This window comes from Paenibacillus sp. FSL K6-3182, from assembly GCF_037976325.1.
GTDB lineage: Bacteria > Bacillota > Bacilli > Paenibacillales > Paenibacillaceae > Pristimantibacillus.
In genome coordinates this window covers 6413796-6429346 of sequence record NZ_CP150265.1, presented here as the reverse complement: position 1 = coordinate 6429346, position 15551 = coordinate 6413796, and the positions used below count along the sequence as shown (strand labels likewise).

Genomic DNA, 15551 nt, shown 5'->3' with positions numbered 1-15551 from the left:
CCGCTAAGACGAGTACAATCCAAGCATTCGAGCGGAGGTGGCAAGATGTCGATGTTGCTAAACGGGCAAAACGTATTGCCGGCAGTGCATAAGCTGAAGGATGTGGAAGCGGTGCTTGCCTCGCCTTTTTCATACATGGTGCTCCTTGGTGGGCATTTGGGACAGTTAAAGCATATCGTTGATCTGGCGAGCCAGCATAACAAAAAGGTACTGCTGCATGCCGATTTGATCGATGGCTTGAAAAACGATGAATACGCGGCAGAGTTTCTTTGCCAGTCTATTAGGCCTGCAGGCATTATCTCGACGCGATCCAGCGTTATTGGTCGTACGAAGCAAAATGGGCTGATTGCCATTCAGCGATTATTTCTTATTGATTCGGATGCTTTGGAGAGAAGTTATACGGTGCTGGACAAGAATCGTCCTGATTTCATTGAGGTACTGCCGGGTGTTATACCGGATATTATAAGTGAAGTGAAGCAGCGGAGCGGCATTCCCATTATAGCGGGAGGACTAGTTCGCACGGAGGCGCATGTCAGCCAGGCGCTTGAAGCGGGAGCTTCGGCGATAACGACATCACGGAAAGAGCTGTGGAAGCTAGGAAAATAAGCGGAAGCAAAGAAGTGAAGGAGGGGTTCAAGTGGAAACGTATATGTTATCGCTCGATCAGGGCACAACCAGCACGCGCGCGCTGCTCGTGGATAAGAGTGGAACCATTGTAGATATAGCAAGAGAAGAGCTTCCGCTGTCTTACCCGCATGCAGGATGGGTAGAAGCAGATGCTATGTTTATATGGCAGTCGACGAAAAAGGTAATGGCAGAGCTGCTGGCCAAAACAGGCGTTACCGCTGAGCAAATTGCTGGAATCGGAATTACGAATCAACGGGAAACAACCGTTGTCTGGGACAAAACGACGGGTCAGCCGATTCATAACGCGATCGTATGGCAATCCCGCCAAACGGCGGAAATTAGTGATGGTCTTAAGAAAAGCGGTTATGAGCAAGAGTTTCATGAGAAGACGGGCCTGCTCATTGATGCTTATTTCTCAGGCACGAAGGTGAGCTGGCTGCTTGAGCATGTGGAGGGCGCACGCGAGCGTGCTGAGAAAGGCGAGCTGCTCTTTGGCACGATCGATACGTGGGTGATCTGGAATTTAACCGGCGGACAGGTGCATGTAACGGATGTTTCGAATGCTTCTAGAACGCTTATGTTCAACATCCATGAGCGGAGCTGGGACGATGAGCTTCTGCATATTTTGAACATTCCTAAAGCGATGCTGCCGGAGGTACGCTCTTCCTCTGAAGTTTACGGACATGTGGTTGATGAAATAGTCGGACGCAAAATTCCAGTTGCAGGTGCAGCTGGTGATCAGCAAGCAGCTTTGTTTGGTCAAAATGCTTATGCAAAAGGAAATACCAAAAACACATATGGTACGGGCTGCTTCATGTTAATGAATACGGGCACCAAAGCAATCGTCTCCGAGAAGGGGCTGCTCACCACGATTGCGTGGGAGGTTGATGGCAAGCTGGAGTATGCGCTTGAAGGCAGCGTATTTGTGGCAGGTGCTGCGATTCAGTGGCTTAGAGATGGTCTAGAGCTTATTGAATCGGCTTCCGAGACGGAAGCACTGGCGGAGCAGGTGGAGTCCTCGGACGGCGTTTATGTCGTGCCGGCATTTGTTGGACTCGGTACGCCGTACTGGAATAGCGATGTTAGAGGAGCCGTATTTGGACTCACGCGGGGGACATCCAAGGCACATTTTGTCCGTGCAGTATTAGAATCGCTGGCTTACCAGACCAAAGATGTCCTCTCCGTTATGGAGGAGGAATCAGGTTTGCCGCTGGAGTCGCTTTGTGTAGACGGCGGAGCCGTTGCCAACAATATGCTTATGCAATTCCAAAGTGATCTGCTTGGCGTTCCTGTGGAGCGTCCAGTAGTAAATGAATCTACAGCACTTGGAGCTGCATATTTAGCCGGACTTGCGGTAGGCTTCTGGCAAAACCGCGAGGAGCTGGCTAAGCTGAGACAGGTAGATAAAGTATTTAAGCCTGCTATGGAAGAGGAGACACGTGCCGATTTATACAGCGGATGGCATCGTGCAGTCCGAGCGGCCATGGCTTTCGCGCAATAATTATGCTATACTGATGGCAAGTTAATAACGGTTGGAGATCAGGAGAAACCACGAGAACCGCTTCCACACCCTTTTTAGGGATTGGGGAGCGGTTTGAGTGGTTTTTTTGTTTATTTAGATTCATTCATGAGTAATGAACTGTAAATGGCAGAACAATAATAAATAGACAATCGGGAGGAAATCATGATGACCATTCATAATAAAGAAATATTTGCCGCCCAAAATCGTGAGCAAGTACTGAAGCAGATGCAGCAATCACAGCTGGATGTACTCGTCATAGGTGGAGGAATTACTGGCGCGGGCATTGCGCTTGATGCTGCTGCGCGCGGTATGAAAGTGGCTTTAGTGGAGATGCAGGATTTTGCAGCGGGGACCTCTAGCCGTTCGACGAAGCTGGTCCATGGCGGTTTGCGTTACTTGAAGCAGCTAGAGATTGGTGTCGTAGCTGAGGTTGGCAAGGAGCGGGCAATCGTATACGAGAACGGGCCGCATGTTACGACACCGGAATGGATGCTGCTTCCGCTTTATAAGGGCGGCACCTTCGGTAAGTTCTCGACATCGATTGGTTTGCGTGTTTACGATTTTCTAGCTGGCGTCAAACGAAAAGAGCGCCGGATGATGCTGAACGTAGAGGACACGCTGTTTAAGGAACCTCTTTTGAAGCGGGATGGCTTAAAGGGCAGCGGATATTATGTGGAATACCGTACCGATGATGCACGGCTAACGATAGAAGTAATGAAGAAAGCGGTAGAAACCGGCGCATTGTCGGTGAACTATGCCAAGGTAGAGACGCTTCGTTATGGCAAAGACGGTAAAATAACAGGCACGTTGGTTAAAGATATGATTAACGGCGCTGAATACGAGTTGAAGGCAACTAAAGTCATTAATGCTACGGGTCCTTGGGTCGATGATATTCGCGAAATTGATGGATCGAAAAAGGGGAAAACGCTCCGTCTGACAAAAGGCGTTCATGTGGTCTTCGACCAGAGTCGTTTCCCATTGCGCCAAGCCGTCTACTTCGATACGCCGGACGGCCGCATGGTATTTGCAATTCCGCGCGCGGGAAAAACGTATTTCGGTACGACGGATACCAACTATAAGGGCAATACCGTCAATCCAGTGATGACGCTTGCGGATCGCACTTATTTGCTGCAAGCTGTTAACTTTATGTTCCCAGATCTAAAGCTTGTGGAAGCGGACGTGGAATCAAGCTGGGCAGGCCTACGCCCGCTTATACAGCAAGAAGGGAAATCGCCTTCGGAAATATCGCGTCGTGATGAGATTTTTGTATCGGATTCCGGGCTGATTTCAATTGCGGGCGGCAAGCTGACGGGTTATCGCAAGATGGCTGAAACCGTTGTAGATAAAGTAGTAGAACTGCTCGGGCAGGAGGGCGGCAGCAAAGCTTTTGCCAAAAGCGAGACCAAGACGATTACGATGTCAGGCGGGGACTTAGGCGGGTCAAAAGGTTTTGAGCCTTTTGTTCAGAAGAAATCAGCAGAGGGAGCACATTATGGCTTCAGTAAGGAAGAGTCTGCTTTTCTGGCGCAGCGTTATGGCTCAAACGTGGATCAGCTGTTCTCGCTTGCGCAAAGGACAGGCGCTTGGGCGGAAACCTTTGAATTGCCGCTCATACTAGCGGTACAGCTTCGTTACGCCATAGAGGCGGAAATGACAGTGAAGCCAACTGATTTCTTTATTCGCCGCACGGGTGATTTGTTTTTCCAAATCGGATATGTTCAGCAGTGGAAAACACAGGTCATAGCCGCGATGGCGAATCGTCTGCAGTGGAATGATGAGCAGCGGACTGCTTATACATTGGAGCTGGAAGAAAAGCTGGTTGAAGCAGTAGAGCCGCTGAAAGGCTAAACTGCTTCGATATTCGTTAGATCTATGGAATCCGAATAGAAATGGAGGTGCAGAGATGCGCCTCTTTTTTGTGCGTAAAAGTTGTTGCAACATTAGCATAAATTACATATAATAAATTTAATAACATATGAGCATGTATTCATATGTTATGGAAATTCGATTGCATTCATGAAAAAGTTGGTTTAGATGCAGACTAATAAAGTCTGTTGGAATGGATTGGGGGAGAGAATTATGAACGGATCACAGGATGGGAAACTAGGGGGAAATTTAAAATCAGCAGCCATTGCGGAAAACCATCAACATGATCATGGAGATGGAGGATGCGACCATAACCATGAACAGAACGCAGCTAAACATTCCCATGGGAATCACAGCCATCACGGTCATCACCATGGTCACTCGCATGGTCATGGTCATCATGGACATTCTCATGCTCCGAATAATAAAGCGGGGCTGCTGATCGCACTTATTATTACAGCGGGTATTATGGTTCTAGAATTTGTAGGGGGACTTGTGACGAACTCGTTGGCGCTATTGTCTGATTCAGGGCATATGCTGAGTGACACAGCTGCACTGGCGTTAAGCTTGGCAGCAATGTGGATTGCCGTGCGTCCAGCTTCTTCTAACCGCACTTATGGATTTCATCGTTTTGAAATATTGGCAGCCTTGTTTAATGGCATTACATTGTTCGTTATCGCCGCGTTTATCATTGCGGAGGCAATCAAGCGGTTCGGTGAACCGCCGACCGTCGCGAGCGGGTCGATGATGATTATAGCTGGTATCGGTTTGCTGGCTAATATAGCAAGTGCATGGTTTCTTATGCGGAAGGCGGATGTGAAGGACAATCTGAATGTTCGGAGTGCATATCTTCATGTCATCGGAGATGCCATTGGTTCGGTAGGCGCGATCATTGCCGGCATTTTGATGTATTCATTTTCGTGGTATATCGCTGATCCAATCATTAGTGTAGTGGTTGCTCTTCTTATTTTGCGAAGCGCATGGGGAGTGATTAAATCAACCGTTCATATTCTGATGGAGGGAACGCCAGCTCATGTGAATGCTGAGCAGGTTAAAGAAGCACTGCTAGACATTCAAGGTGTCAAAGACGTTCACGATCTTCATATTTGGACAATAACTTCGGGAATAGACTCCTTAAGCTGCCATCTTATTGTTGAGGATGAGAAGGATTGCCAAGTCATTCTTCAGGAAGCAATTCAACATCTGGCCGACAGATTCCAAATTGAACATTCAACGATTCAGATCGAGAAATCGCAATTGAAGCACTCTGCTTGCAAAGTATAGATCCGATTATCGTAAAATAGGGCTGTCACTTCAGTAGGATGATCTACTTTTGTGACAGCCCTATTTTTTAGCTTATGATTACGACTAGGCTGCTTCAACAGCTGATTTCGATTTATACACTTGGGAGCCGATTAAGAAGGATACAACACCCCATGTGACCATAATGCCAATACCGATCCAGAATGAGGTTGAAACGATCCCGGAATTGTAGATGAGACCATCCCGCATGCCCTCCACGAAGTAAGTAAGCGGCAAAATTTGTGCAATAGGCTGCAGCCAGTTTGGCATGATTTCGAGTGGGATAAATACACCGCTAAGAAACATCATGAGCATGCTGGCAATGTTGGACATCCCCATATAAGCTTCTATAGATTTACTGAAGGAAGAGAATAAATAACCCATCGCATTAAATACGAGTGCGCCTGCAAAGAAAGCAATAACTAAGCTTAATACATTAATATGAAGATTTGCGCCAAAACCGAATACGCCAATCAATGTTAAAATAATGATTTGAAAAACGCCGAGCAACAGCTTTACAATTACGCCTGCCAGCCCGTAAAGGCCCATCTTGGCTGGCGTCATGCGAAGCCTCTTCATCAGTCCCTTTCTGCGCATCTCAACTAGACTGACCATGCCGAACAGACCGCCCTGCGCGAGTGTTAGACCGATCATGCCAGTCAGCAGGAAGTCTGCGTAATTCAAATCCTCGGAGCCTTGCGAAATGGATTGTCTAGTTAAGCTGAATGTTGGCGTAGCTTTGGCAACGGTCCAATTCGTCTGTTGAATAAATTGATCCAAAATGCCGGCAATAGCCTGGGTGGTAGCTCCTTGCTCATTGGCTTTGTTTACAACGAGCTGCATTGTGGTGGAGCTGTCGGATTCAGGCAAAATAATGAGTGCATCAATATCTTGTTTTTCAATGAGCGTATTGCCGGCTTCCTTCGTGATCGGCTGCTCTTCTTTGAACTCAAATACTGGAATTTGGCGCAGCTGCTCAAGCAGCATGCTCGAATTGGCATTCGGCTGTGAATCAACAACGGCAATTGTAGCTTTAAAGCTATCGGATGAGCCTCCGCCAAAAATGACCATAAACAATACCATTAGTATGATCGGAAAAAAGATGTTCCAAAACCATACTTGTTTTTCGCGAAACATCATTTTGACCTGGGCGCTAAACATTTTGGAAAATTGTTTGGTGCTGTTCATTTAACTTAATCCCTCCATTCCTTGCCGGTGAAGGCAATGAATACATCTTCCAGACTCATTTCACGAATAGAAATTTGCTCGACGCGGAAACCGCGATCCTTCGTAAATCCAAACAGCTCATACAATGTTTCTTCAGGCTGGGTCGTCCATAGCTGGAGCGAAGCGCCATCGCGATTCGTACGGACGACAGCATGGTGGAGTGTAGCGACTTTCTCAGTCTCAAGTGCTGCCTCAGCGCCATCAATAAAGGTAAGTCTGACCTCTCGTTCCTTCGTGAGCCGATCAATTAAAGCAGCTGGAGTATCTAAGGTGACGATTTTCCCTTGATCAACAATGCATACACGGTCACTCAGCTTTTCGGCCTCTTCCATGTAATGGGTAGTAAGGATGGTTGTTTTGCCTAGCTCCTTCAGCTTAAGAATAATGTCCCATATATTCCGTCTTGCCTGCGGATCTAGTCCTGTTGTAGGCTCATCTAAAAAAATGATCGTAGGGTCATTAATCATGGCGAGTCCGATGGCAAGCCGTTGTTTCTGTCCGCCGGAGAGCTTCCTAACCTGCTTGCTGCGCTGATCAGTGAGATTAATCATTTCGAGCACTTCTGCTGCTGGCCGGGATTTTGGATAAAAGGTAGCGAACAAATCTAAATTTTCTTCTACCGTCAATAAATCGAACAAAGCGCTGGACTGAGGCTGAACACCGATGGACACCTTGATTTGTTCACTGTTTTTTGTCCAATTTAGAGGACCAAATTCGATTTGGCCGGAATCAGGATTTTGCAGCCCCTCAATCATTTCAAGCGTAGTCGTTTTTCCTGCGCCGTTTGGACCGATGATGGTGAACACTTCTCCAGCCTCGACGGTGAAGCTAATGCCGGCTACAGCGCTGACTGATCCAAAGCTCTTTTGTAAATTACGCACTTCTAATACGGGCATTATGTAACCTCCTAAAGTTTTTGTGAAGCAAAAACTCACTTCGAAAGCATACGCTTCGTTTTTGTGAAGCAAAAACTCACTTCGAAAGCATACGCTTCGTTTTTGTGAAGCAAAACTCACTTCGAAAGCATACGCTTTGTTTTTGTAATGTAAGGTTTCCGATTTAATTGATCTGCTACAATAATTTTAACCGTATCCATTTTATGAGAGTACCGTCTTAAGCATGCTTCGGACTCAGTCTTAAGGCGGAGGCCGGAATGGTTTGGAGATTTTGAAAACGATCAGCGTGTTGAATCTCCTGTCGAAGCTAGAGGAACATCGAGCAATTGCAAGGCTAGTTTTACACTTGGATGGTCGCGATTGTCTGTTAAATAGAGAGCATAGGCCCTCGTAACTGGAAAAGGCAATTCGCAGCGCAGTTCATATAAACGGTGATCATCTAGAAAAGGCTGTGCAATAGATCGGGGAAGGAAGCCAAATCCTGCTCCTTGCAAAAGCAATGTGAGCATTATGGTGGAGTGGTCGGTTTCAAAAGTAGGCAGATAACCTTCCCCAACGATTGAGCGAAACCAATCTGGAAACGGATATCCCCACTCGATGTGACAATATTGTCCCGAAAAGAAGTCTGTTTTCGTAAACAAGTTAGAACTATTTTGAGAAGAAACAAGAATAATTTCGTCCTCAAATAGGAAATGTTTAGTAACATTAGGGCGATCAAGAGGGTCGTATCGAATAGCTACTTGTACAACGCCATCGAGTAAAAGGTCACGAATCATGTAGCTGGAATCGATGTAGCTCAGAAATTTAATAGCCACCTTCGGGTGTGCTTGCCTAAACGAAACAATATGCTGCAAATAATAGTAATGCCAAACAGAGCCAGGACCGCTCATGACGATATAGTTTTCTAATCCTTCGGATAACGTTATCTTGCTTTCTTCAAACAGCAGCAGCATCCTCTCGGCATAAGGGAGGAAATGGATGCCTGCCTGCGTTAAGCTTACATTTCGGTTATCACGTAGAAACAGCGGCTTTCCGACGGACTGTTCCAGCGCTTTTATTCTTGCTGTAACAGCAGATTGCGAGATATGCAAATACTCTGCGGCCCTTGTGAAATTGCGAATTTTGCACACCGATAAGAAAGCCTCTAACTGTGGAATATCCATAGCTGCACCTCAACTAATTTGAAATATGAATCATTATAATCAAATAAATTCGTTATACAAATTATACTTGGTTCATTACTATTAAACTATACTCATGGTTTGGAGGAGATTTGGATGGCTAATGATGTGATAATTGAACAAATACAATCCATTGAAGAACATGTTAGCGGGCTGGCGGATCTGTTGGTGCAGGTCGTTGAAGATGGTGCTTCAATTGGCTTTTTACCCCCAATGAAGCTTTCTGATGCTGTAATGTATTGGGAGGCTGTGTTAAGTCCAGAGGTGATTTTATACGTTGCCAAAATCGATGATCGAATCGTTGGGAGCGTGCAGCTGCATCTATGTACGAAGCAAAATGGCGGACATAGAGGGGAAATTGCAAAATTAATGACTCATCCAAACTATCGTCTTAGAGGAATTGGACGTTTACTTATGCAAAAGGCAGAAGGGCGAGCAAGACACGATGGCAGAACATTGTTAGTTCTCGATACGAGGGAGGGGGATCCTTCGAATATCCTGTATACTTCATTAGAGTACATTGAAGCCGGACGTATTCCTGGCTATGCACGATCGGCAGACGGTAATTTAGATGCAACGGTTTTTTATTACAAAACGCTGATTTAATTGACCTGTTAGATCAGGTAAACTCCCAGAATAGATATCTTCACATAAATTCATATGGTACAATATGGATATTGTATCTGCGGAGGAGTTGATCTATTTTGGCAGTTAGAAAACCTTTTGGTTATGGATCACTTTCTATACTTTTTTTATTTTCAGGGTTTTTAATAAATTATAATTTTGGGAATGGTTTTATTTTAACTCACTATCTCTTTAACCTAATGGGATTAGCAGTATATTCAAACGGCACAGATGGTTTCAACTATCCCTTTTTAGCTTCCATGCCGTTTTGGTTAGCGACAATATTAATTTCGAAAAGACATATTCATGATTTTGGAGCAGTCGTCAGCAAAAGAATTGGTGAGCTCCTGCTTGCTATAAGCGTGGTAGTTACAATCATTTTTTTAATACTGCCAATATGGATTGAATTCTAATAAAATAAAGAACAAGGAGCAGTTTGCCGTATGGCAGGCTGCTCTTATTTCATGAAGCCATATAAAAAAATGTTCTTATAAGATATTTTTGAATGGTCGCTCGTGTTTTATATAGGAGGTGAATAAATGGACAACCAATCTATAAGTCGTACCCATAGTGAGTTTTCTGAAATGTATGAGCGGAATATCGATATGGTGTACAGATTATGTTTCATCCTATTGAAAAATACGATGGATGCGGATGACGCTGTTCAGTCTGTATTCTTAAAGCTATTCAAGCACAACAAAACCTTTAATGACCGCGAGCATGAAAAAGCATGGCTTATTGTGACGGCCAAAAACACGTGTAAAGACGTATTAAAAAGCTGGTGGAAATCTCGCAGGGTTGATGTAGACGTTTTGTCGGAAAAAACTTACTGGGATAACAATGAGCAGCAGAGGGATATACTCGAGAAATTGCTGCGGCTTCCTGAAAAATACAGAACGGTGTTATACCTCTACTATGTGGAGGATTATTCTGTAAAAGAAATATCAAAACTACTAGATCGAAAAGAGAGCACGCTGCAAACACAATTATCCAAAGGACGAACACGCCTGAAGGATGATTTGGGAGGGATATATGTTGACGGAAAACCAGTTCAAGGGAATATTTGAAACCATAAAGCCTAATAAGGAACATAAGGACAAACTATTACACGACATGATTGTAAAAATTGAATCGGAAACCGTGGACAAAAGAATACCTGCATCCTGGAGACATGTAAGATCTGCGATGCTGGCAGCAGCGGTTATGATCTGTTTGTTAACGACAACTGCTTTTGCAGCAAGCTATATGGGCCTCGATATGAAATTTTTAAACTTTCTAAACCCGGCGAATGACGAACAGGAGCTATATTTGGAAAACGGCGCTCAATTGGTCAACAAAAAAGCGGTTAACGAGAATGGAATCATTGAAGTTAAACAGATTATCGGAGACAGCAATTTGATATATGTTCTTTTGGACTTCACCGCGCCGGAAGGTACCGTTCTAGATGCCAAAAGGTATCGTTTTGAGACACATTTAAGTTTTGATCATATGAGTTCAAATAGCTCTTCAACCGGTTACACCTTATTGGACGATGAGAATCCAAGCGATAATAAAATCAGTCTAATGATGAGTTATTTAACGAAGAATAGAACAATCGCAGGAAGTCCTGTTACTTTGATGCTCAGTAATTTAGAGGCGGCAGATGTTTATCCCGATATATTTGAAAAAGTAAACCCAGGTTCATGGAAAATCAAATTCAATTTGGACTATAAGGATATGTCAACAACGTATCAGATTGATCAGGGCATATCATTATATAACTACGAAGCAACACTATCATCCATTTCTATCTCGCCCATTTCCGTTACAATAAAAGTAGACAGTGCGCATACCAAAGAGATTTCTGAGGCAGCGAGCCGCTCCTCGCGGGAAATAGGGTTAAACGAGTATGCGGATCATTATCCAATCACCATACATTACAAAGATGGAACATCGGAGACAACGGCTGTTTTTAAGGGGATGTCCTCAGGGGATCTTATAACTAACACCATAACGATTGTGAAGCCATTTACCCCCATTATTAATGATAAAGAAATAAAAGCTGTCGAATTTTTTGATAAGGTCATTCCGATGGACTAATTCAATTCTTGTGCGTTTTGAGGAACTGCAGGTATGCAGTTCCTCTTTTCTTTGTTGATGGTATGGACTGGTTACAGAAGAAGCTGTTAACCTGCATTGTATTGACAAGAAATATAAATAAAATTATTCTGAATATATATTAATTTATATGTATAAAAATACATTATGAAACGAGGGCATCAACTTGAATCATCTTTATAAAGAGTTTCTAATTAGTGATGACAAGTCACTTATTGATATGGATACCGTTTGCAAATTTTTATCAAGGAGTTATTGGGCAAACCAAAGGCCAGCGGAAACGATTCATAAATCCATTCAAAATTCAGTTTGTTTTGGCATCTACGATAATAAAAGGCAGGTTGGATTCGCTCGAATTGTAACGGATTGGGCAACGATTTATTATTTGTGTGATGTTTTTATTGATGAAGAATATAGAGGTAGAGGGCTGGGAAAGAAGTTAGTTGAATACATTACCAAAGAATTCGAAGGGATTGGCGGCATACTGCGAACGCATGATGCTCATGAATTGTATGAACAGTATGGATTTATAAAAGATTCAGAACGATTTATGAATCGCCTAATGAAAAGATAGTTTAGGGGTGAACAAACCAAAGGCAGTCTAAGACATGATTTGATGTCCTAGTCTGCCTTTGTTATTTGAATCAGCTCTGCTCACTAGAATAAACAATTAATCCGATTTTACAGTCGCGTGAATAGCAATGCCGGAAGCGTCATGTACAACGAACGCGTTTCCTTGCTCCGCAGCTTCAACACCGTCGCTGCGCAGATGCTCGAGCCAAGCTTCACGAGAAGTTGAAGTTGGGAAAACAATCGTATAATAAGATAAGCCAACCGTATTGGCTGACGGCAAGGTAGCGCCTGCGCCTGCCCAAATGTTCATGCCGATATGGTGATGGTATCCGCCAGCCGAGACGAATACAGCAGCCATTTGCGCATAATCGCCAACAACATCAAAGCCTAGCTTGCCTTCATAAAACGCGCGCGACTTCCTAAGGTCGCCTACGTGAAGATGGATATGTCCAATAACGGTTCCTTGCGGGAGACCGCTCCATTCCAAACCATCACTCTGAGCAAGCAGATCTTCCCAATCAAGCGGGTCTGTTGCCATCACATAATTGCCCTCGGTATCTCGCTTCCACTCTTCACGCGGACGATCCGCGTAAATTTCGATGCCGTTATGATCCGGATCTGAAATATAAAGAGCCTCGCTTACCAAGTGGTCGGCCTGCCCAATATGAATGCCGCTTGTGATCAAGTTGCGGAGCGCAAGCGATAAGGAGCGACGATCCGGCAGCAGAATTGCAAAATGGTACAAACCAGCATGAGAGCGTTTTTGCGGCACAACGGCATTCGGTACTTCCTCTAGAATGAGCAGCGTATGTTTCCCATCAGCAGTGAACGCTGCAACACGATGCATTTCATCATGCTGCAAAACCTTTAGCCCGACAACTTCCGTATAAAAAAGGATTGAGCGCTCGAGATTGCTTACCTTAAGCTTTACTTCTCCCAGTGAAATTTGTTCATCCAAAAATGTCGACATGATTAATCCTCCTTGAAGTATATATGGTTGTGATACTTGATTGCTTTAAATAAACTGCACCTAAAGCATAGTCCTTTACGTCTATATCATGTACAATATTGGAAAATGTAACCAACGAGCATTAAGGCTGCTACAAGCTCAAATCGTATGAAGTAGGTCTATAATAGCATATACAGTATAAAAATTAAAGTAGCTTATTAAAAGTAATCAACTTATAGTATTTTAATCAAAAGGAGGTTGGAATGAGAAAAATATTACGAAGGGTAGAGTGGGTGCTGCTTATTGTTATTGGAGGTTTTTCGCTGCTTTTTGCGCTTCCTTCAATTGATTTGTTTGATCATAATGCTGAGCTGAGCGAGGCTAAGAAGAAGGGTTTTTATTATAAGGTGGATGCAGATAAGCAAACCTATTTCAACAAAGAGATAAGTATTGACGGCGTTGTTTATGGGGAAGGGAAGCTGACTGTTTATTTATCTTCAAAACGTTTTTTTTCGGTGCCGCAACTGCCTAATACCATTCAAATAAAAACAGATGCCAATGAGGTGCTTCAGTATCAATCTTCAGGTGCATCCATGCGGCTTTATCGATCAAATGGTCAATTTACGTTTACTAACGTGCCGCCTAATCTGAAAAGCGTCACCGTATTTAATGAAGCTTATGGCGAATCCTTTTCCTTTTATATACCACTTGAGGAGGGGAAGGCAGACTAATGCAGTCATCTACGAAAATAGTTTTCGGTCACTTGATCCGTTGGTTATTGATTCTTCTGGCTTGCTCCATCATCTATGCTGCGCTTTTCTCACAAAGCTCTATTCGTGTGGAGAAAGTAGCACAGCGTGCACTGGATATGATGGAGTCTCCTTACGCTCCAATTTCCTTAAAAGCAAAGACAGGCCAAGGCTATGAGCTTTTGCTAATCGTTGATCATAAACATGAGCTCCAACATCAATTGTTCGTGAAACGTTCGCTTGGACTTTTTTGGAGCTTCCGCGGCGGTGGATTTGGAATGAAGCTGGACCCGCAAATCTTACTCAGCTTTCGGATGGGGATGTCTACTTTTGGCAAGTATCGTCATTATTATGCTGTTGGTCAACTGAATGATCCGAATATAAGCAGGGTGCAAATTGCATGGTGGGATGGATATGAGCAGGATGCGCTTATGAAAGACGGGGTATATCTTGCTGGGCGTTCTATTCGCAGCTCTACTAAAGAGCAGTCGGCTTCCAGGATGAATAAGGTGTATGCCTATGATGCAAACGGGCAATTATTATATGAGCTAAATGATGAGCAGCGGGAGATTAAAGCGGATGCGAAATCAGAAACGGAAATGAAGGAAGCAATTTAATAGAAGAGCCGTCAGCGCTTACTTTGGAAGCGATCGAACGGCTCTTTTTTTTATTATCCTTGAATACTTGGCTGTATTGGAGAAGCAGGCTGCTTCTTCTTAGTTGGAAGCGGACCAAACAACAGCCAGTGCCATTTGAATGGTGCGCTTAGTGCCATGATAGCCCAAGGAATAACGAGTGCGAGCAGGAAGCCGCCGGCCACCCAAACATGGAACAGAATTGGAGAGCCGCTGGCATTCGTCTGGCGGTATAGATACAGAATTAATGGATGGACCAAATATATGCCAAAGGATGTGGCACCGATATGTATAAGAGCTTTGACGATCATCTTGTTCCATGATGTATAAATCCAGAAGGAAACTTGAAGCAGCACAATAGCAGCCGTAACGCAACGCACCTCATCTATCAGCTCTAATAGACTTGTGTTTATAACAGATAGCCCAGTTAACCGTTTCTCGTAATAAAAGTAGACCATAGTCATATTTGACGATAAGAATAGTGCCCACAGCACAAGCGATGCTGCAATTTTTGCCGGCGTAGCGTTTTTTCTAGTGAGATTAATCCATTCAGCGAATTTCTCATAATAAATACCGATAAACGCACCTGCCGTAAAATAAAGCATATACGTAAACGCATAGCTGCCGGGGCTAATCACATGATATTCCCGGACGATGATAAAAATAAATAACCATTGCACCAGCAAACCTATCCAGACGATATGCCGGCTGGATTTTCGAAACCGATTAACAGCGTACAGCATTAGTGGTGATATTGCATAAAATTGAATAATAATAACGACAAAATAAAGATGGACATAGGTTTTGCCAAAAATAAGCATTTTGAGAAATTTAGTCGTTGTAAAGTAACCGATAAAGGTCTGCAGGTCACTAAATCCGTAAGCTGCCAGTCTCGTAAAGGCGAAATAGAGGAACGAAAATAAGATAAAAGGAATCAATACTTTAGATATTCGTTTTTTGTAAAACTGCCCAATTGCTGTTGCTGTGAAGGGTTTGTTGTAGTAGTTGTAAAACAGGACGAAGCCGCTTAGAAAGATGAAGACGGGCACTGCGAATTTGGTAAATGTGTTTAGAAAGACATAAAGAGGATATAGCGTAGCCTTGTGATCGTAGTTAGCTACGACCGCTGATGTTGCATGAATCATGATGACCGCTAAAATACCGAATGCTCTAAAAATGTCTAGCGCAGGCAAATATGGTCTTTTTGCTAATTGTGCCATTAAAATCCCCTTATTTTTATAAGATACTAGCTTGTGTTAAGAGGCTATGAGGAAACCTCTATTCGTTATTATAAGGTTAGTCC

General features: G+C 43.8%; 16 protein-coding genes. 11 read left to right on the top strand and 5 right to left on the bottom strand.

Features of this window, described 5'->3' with window-relative positions:
- Window positions 1-51: 51 nt before the first annotated feature.
- The 4 genes from MHH56_RS28220 (at window position 52) to MHH56_RS28205 (ending at window position 5299) form a co-directional block, all read left to right on the top strand.
- Entirely contained in the window at window positions 52-606 is a 555-nt protein-coding gene (locus MHH56_RS28220) for a glycerol-3-phosphate responsive antiterminator (RefSeq protein WP_339209753.1), read from the top strand.
- 31 nt (window positions 607-637) lie between these two features.
- Window positions 638-2128, top strand: a complete 1491-nt coding sequence (gene glpK, locus MHH56_RS28215; protein WP_339204946.1) for a glycerol kinase GlpK — start codon at window positions 638-640, stop codon at window positions 2126-2128.
- Between the two features lie 186 nt (window positions 2129-2314).
- Window positions 2315-3997 (top strand): FAD-dependent oxidoreductase, encoded by a 1683-nt coding sequence (locus MHH56_RS28210; RefSeq protein WP_339209752.1) that lies wholly within the window; start codon window positions 2315-2317, stop codon window positions 3995-3997.
- A 231-nt stretch (window positions 3998-4228) separates the two neighbouring features.
- Window positions 4229-5299 carry a cation diffusion facilitator family transporter gene (locus tag MHH56_RS28205; RefSeq protein WP_339204945.1) on the top strand — a complete coding sequence of 357 codons (1071 nt, stop codon included), beginning with the start codon at window positions 4229-4231 and terminating at the stop codon, window positions 5297-5299.
- An 84-nt stretch (window positions 5300-5383) separates the two neighbouring features.
- On the opposite strand, the gene MHH56_RS28200 is transcribed toward MHH56_RS28205, so the two are convergent.
- The 3 genes from MHH56_RS28200 to MHH56_RS28190 all read right to left on the bottom strand — a co-directional run bounded on the left by MHH56_RS28200 (window position 5384) and on the right by MHH56_RS28190 (window position 8603).
- Window positions 5384-6505 (bottom strand): ABC transporter permease, encoded by a 1122-nt coding sequence (locus MHH56_RS28200; RefSeq protein WP_339204944.1) that lies wholly within the window; start codon window positions 6503-6505, stop codon window positions 5384-5386.
- Window positions 6506-6510: 5 nt separating this feature from the next.
- Entirely contained in the window at window positions 6511-7440 is a 930-nt protein-coding gene (locus MHH56_RS28195; protein WP_339204943.1) for an ABC transporter ATP-binding protein, read from the bottom strand.
- A 281-nt stretch (window positions 7441-7721) separates the two neighbouring features.
- Window positions 7722-8603 carry a LysR family transcriptional regulator gene (locus MHH56_RS28190; RefSeq protein WP_339204942.1) on the bottom strand — a complete coding sequence of 294 codons (882 nt, stop codon included), beginning with the start codon at window positions 8601-8603 and terminating at the stop codon, window positions 7722-7724.
- 114 nt (window positions 8604-8717) lie between these two features.
- Between MHH56_RS28190 and MHH56_RS28185 the strand changes: the two genes are divergently transcribed.
- The 5 genes from MHH56_RS28185 (at window position 8718) to MHH56_RS28165 (ending at window position 11916) form a co-directional block, all read left to right on the top strand.
- Window positions 8718-9227 carry a GNAT family N-acetyltransferase gene (locus MHH56_RS28185; protein WP_339204940.1) on the top strand — a complete coding sequence of 170 codons (510 nt, stop codon included), beginning with the start codon at window positions 8718-8720 and terminating at the stop codon, window positions 9225-9227.
- Window positions 9228-9325: 98 nt separating this feature from the next.
- On the top strand, window positions 9326-9658 hold the full coding sequence (locus MHH56_RS28180) for a hypothetical protein (protein ID WP_339204939.1): 333 nt from the start codon (window positions 9326-9328) through the stop codon (window positions 9656-9658).
- A gap of 126 nt (window positions 9659-9784) precedes the next feature.
- Complete coding sequence (locus MHH56_RS28175) at window positions 9785-10312, top strand: RNA polymerase sigma factor (protein WP_339204938.1); 528 nt, start codon at window positions 9785-9787, stop codon at window positions 10310-10312.
- A complete protein-coding gene (locus MHH56_RS28170) occupies window positions 10278-11324 on the top strand; it encodes a hypothetical protein (protein WP_339204936.1) in 1047 nt (348 codons plus the stop codon). The genes MHH56_RS28175 and MHH56_RS28170 overlap by 35 nt, the downstream gene beginning before the upstream one ends.
- 184 nt (window positions 11325-11508) lie before the next feature.
- Window positions 11509-11916, top strand: a complete 408-nt coding sequence (locus MHH56_RS28165) for a GNAT family N-acetyltransferase (protein WP_339204935.1) — start codon at window positions 11509-11511, stop codon at window positions 11914-11916.
- Between the two features lie 96 nt (window positions 11917-12012).
- Here MHH56_RS28165 and MHH56_RS28160 read toward each other — a convergent pair whose 3' ends face one another.
- Complete coding sequence (locus MHH56_RS28160; protein WP_339204934.1) at window positions 12013-12885, bottom strand: VOC family protein; 873 nt, start codon at window positions 12883-12885, stop codon at window positions 12013-12015.
- Between the two features lie 242 nt (window positions 12886-13127).
- Here MHH56_RS28160 and MHH56_RS28155 point away from each other — a divergent pair, with 242 nt between their 5' ends.
- Both MHH56_RS28155 and MHH56_RS28150 read left to right on the top strand, forming a co-directional pair.
- On the top strand, window positions 13128-13595 hold the full coding sequence (locus MHH56_RS28155) for a hypothetical protein (RefSeq protein ID WP_339204933.1): 468 nt from the start codon (window positions 13128-13130) through the stop codon (window positions 13593-13595).
- Window positions 13595-14230 carry a hypothetical protein gene (locus MHH56_RS28150; RefSeq protein ID WP_339204932.1) on the top strand — a complete coding sequence of 212 codons (636 nt, stop codon included), beginning with the start codon at window positions 13595-13597 and terminating at the stop codon, window positions 14228-14230. Before MHH56_RS28155 ends, MHH56_RS28150 begins: the two co-directional genes overlap by 1 nt.
- Window positions 14231-14283: 53 nt before the next feature.
- Here MHH56_RS28150 and MHH56_RS28145 read toward each other — a convergent pair whose 3' ends face one another.
- The gene (locus MHH56_RS28145; RefSeq protein ID WP_339204931.1) at window positions 14284-15468 is read right to left on the bottom strand and encodes an acyltransferase; all 1185 of its coding nucleotides are present in this window, start codon (window positions 15466-15468) and stop codon (window positions 14284-14286) included.
- Window positions 15469-15551 lie beyond the last annotated feature (83 nt).

Bases quoted from the DNA above. Each gene is read 5' to 3' on its own strand.
- MHH56_RS28195 (WP_339204943.1), bottom strand. From the start codon at position 7,440: ATGCCCGTATTAGAAGTGCGTAATTTACAAAAGAGCTTTGGATCAGTC.
- MHH56_RS28190 (WP_339204942.1), bottom strand. From the start codon at position 8,603: ATGGATATTCCACAGTTAGAGGCTTTCTTATCGGTGTGCAAAATTCGC.
- MHH56_RS28200 (WP_339204944.1), bottom strand. From the start codon at position 6,505: ATGAACAGCACCAAACAATTTTCCAAAATGTTTAGCGCCCAGGTCAAA.
- MHH56_RS28155 (WP_339204933.1), top strand. From the start codon at position 13,128: ATGAGAAAAATATTACGAAGGGTAGAGTGGGTGCTGCTTATTGTTATT.
- MHH56_RS28205 (WP_339204945.1), top strand. From the start codon at position 4,229: ATGAACGGATCACAGGATGGGAAACTAGGGGGAAATTTAAAATCAGCA.
- MHH56_RS28175 (WP_339204938.1), top strand. From the start codon at position 9,785: ATGGACAACCAATCTATAAGTCGTACCCATAGTGAGTTTTCTGAAATG.
- MHH56_RS28160 (WP_339204934.1), bottom strand. From the start codon at position 12,885: ATGTCGACATTTTTGGATGAACAAATTTCACTGGGAGAAGTAAAGCTT.
- MHH56_RS28220 (WP_339209753.1), top strand. From the start codon at position 52: ATGTTGCTAAACGGGCAAAACGTATTGCCGGCAGTGCATAAGCTGAAG.
- MHH56_RS28170 (WP_339204936.1), top strand. From the start codon at position 10,278: ATGTTGACGGAAAACCAGTTCAAGGGAATATTTGAAACCATAAAGCCT.
- MHH56_RS28150 (WP_339204932.1), top strand. From the start codon at position 13,595: ATGCAGTCATCTACGAAAATAGTTTTCGGTCACTTGATCCGTTGGTTA.
- MHH56_RS28145 (WP_339204931.1), bottom strand. From the start codon at position 15,468: ATGGCACAATTAGCAAAAAGACCATATTTGCCTGCGCTAGACATTTTT.
- MHH56_RS28185 (WP_339204940.1), top strand. From the start codon at position 8,718: ATGGCTAATGATGTGATAATTGAACAAATACAATCCATTGAAGAACAT.
- MHH56_RS28210 (WP_339209752.1), top strand. From the start codon at position 2,315: ATGACCATTCATAATAAAGAAATATTTGCCGCCCAAAATCGTGAGCAA.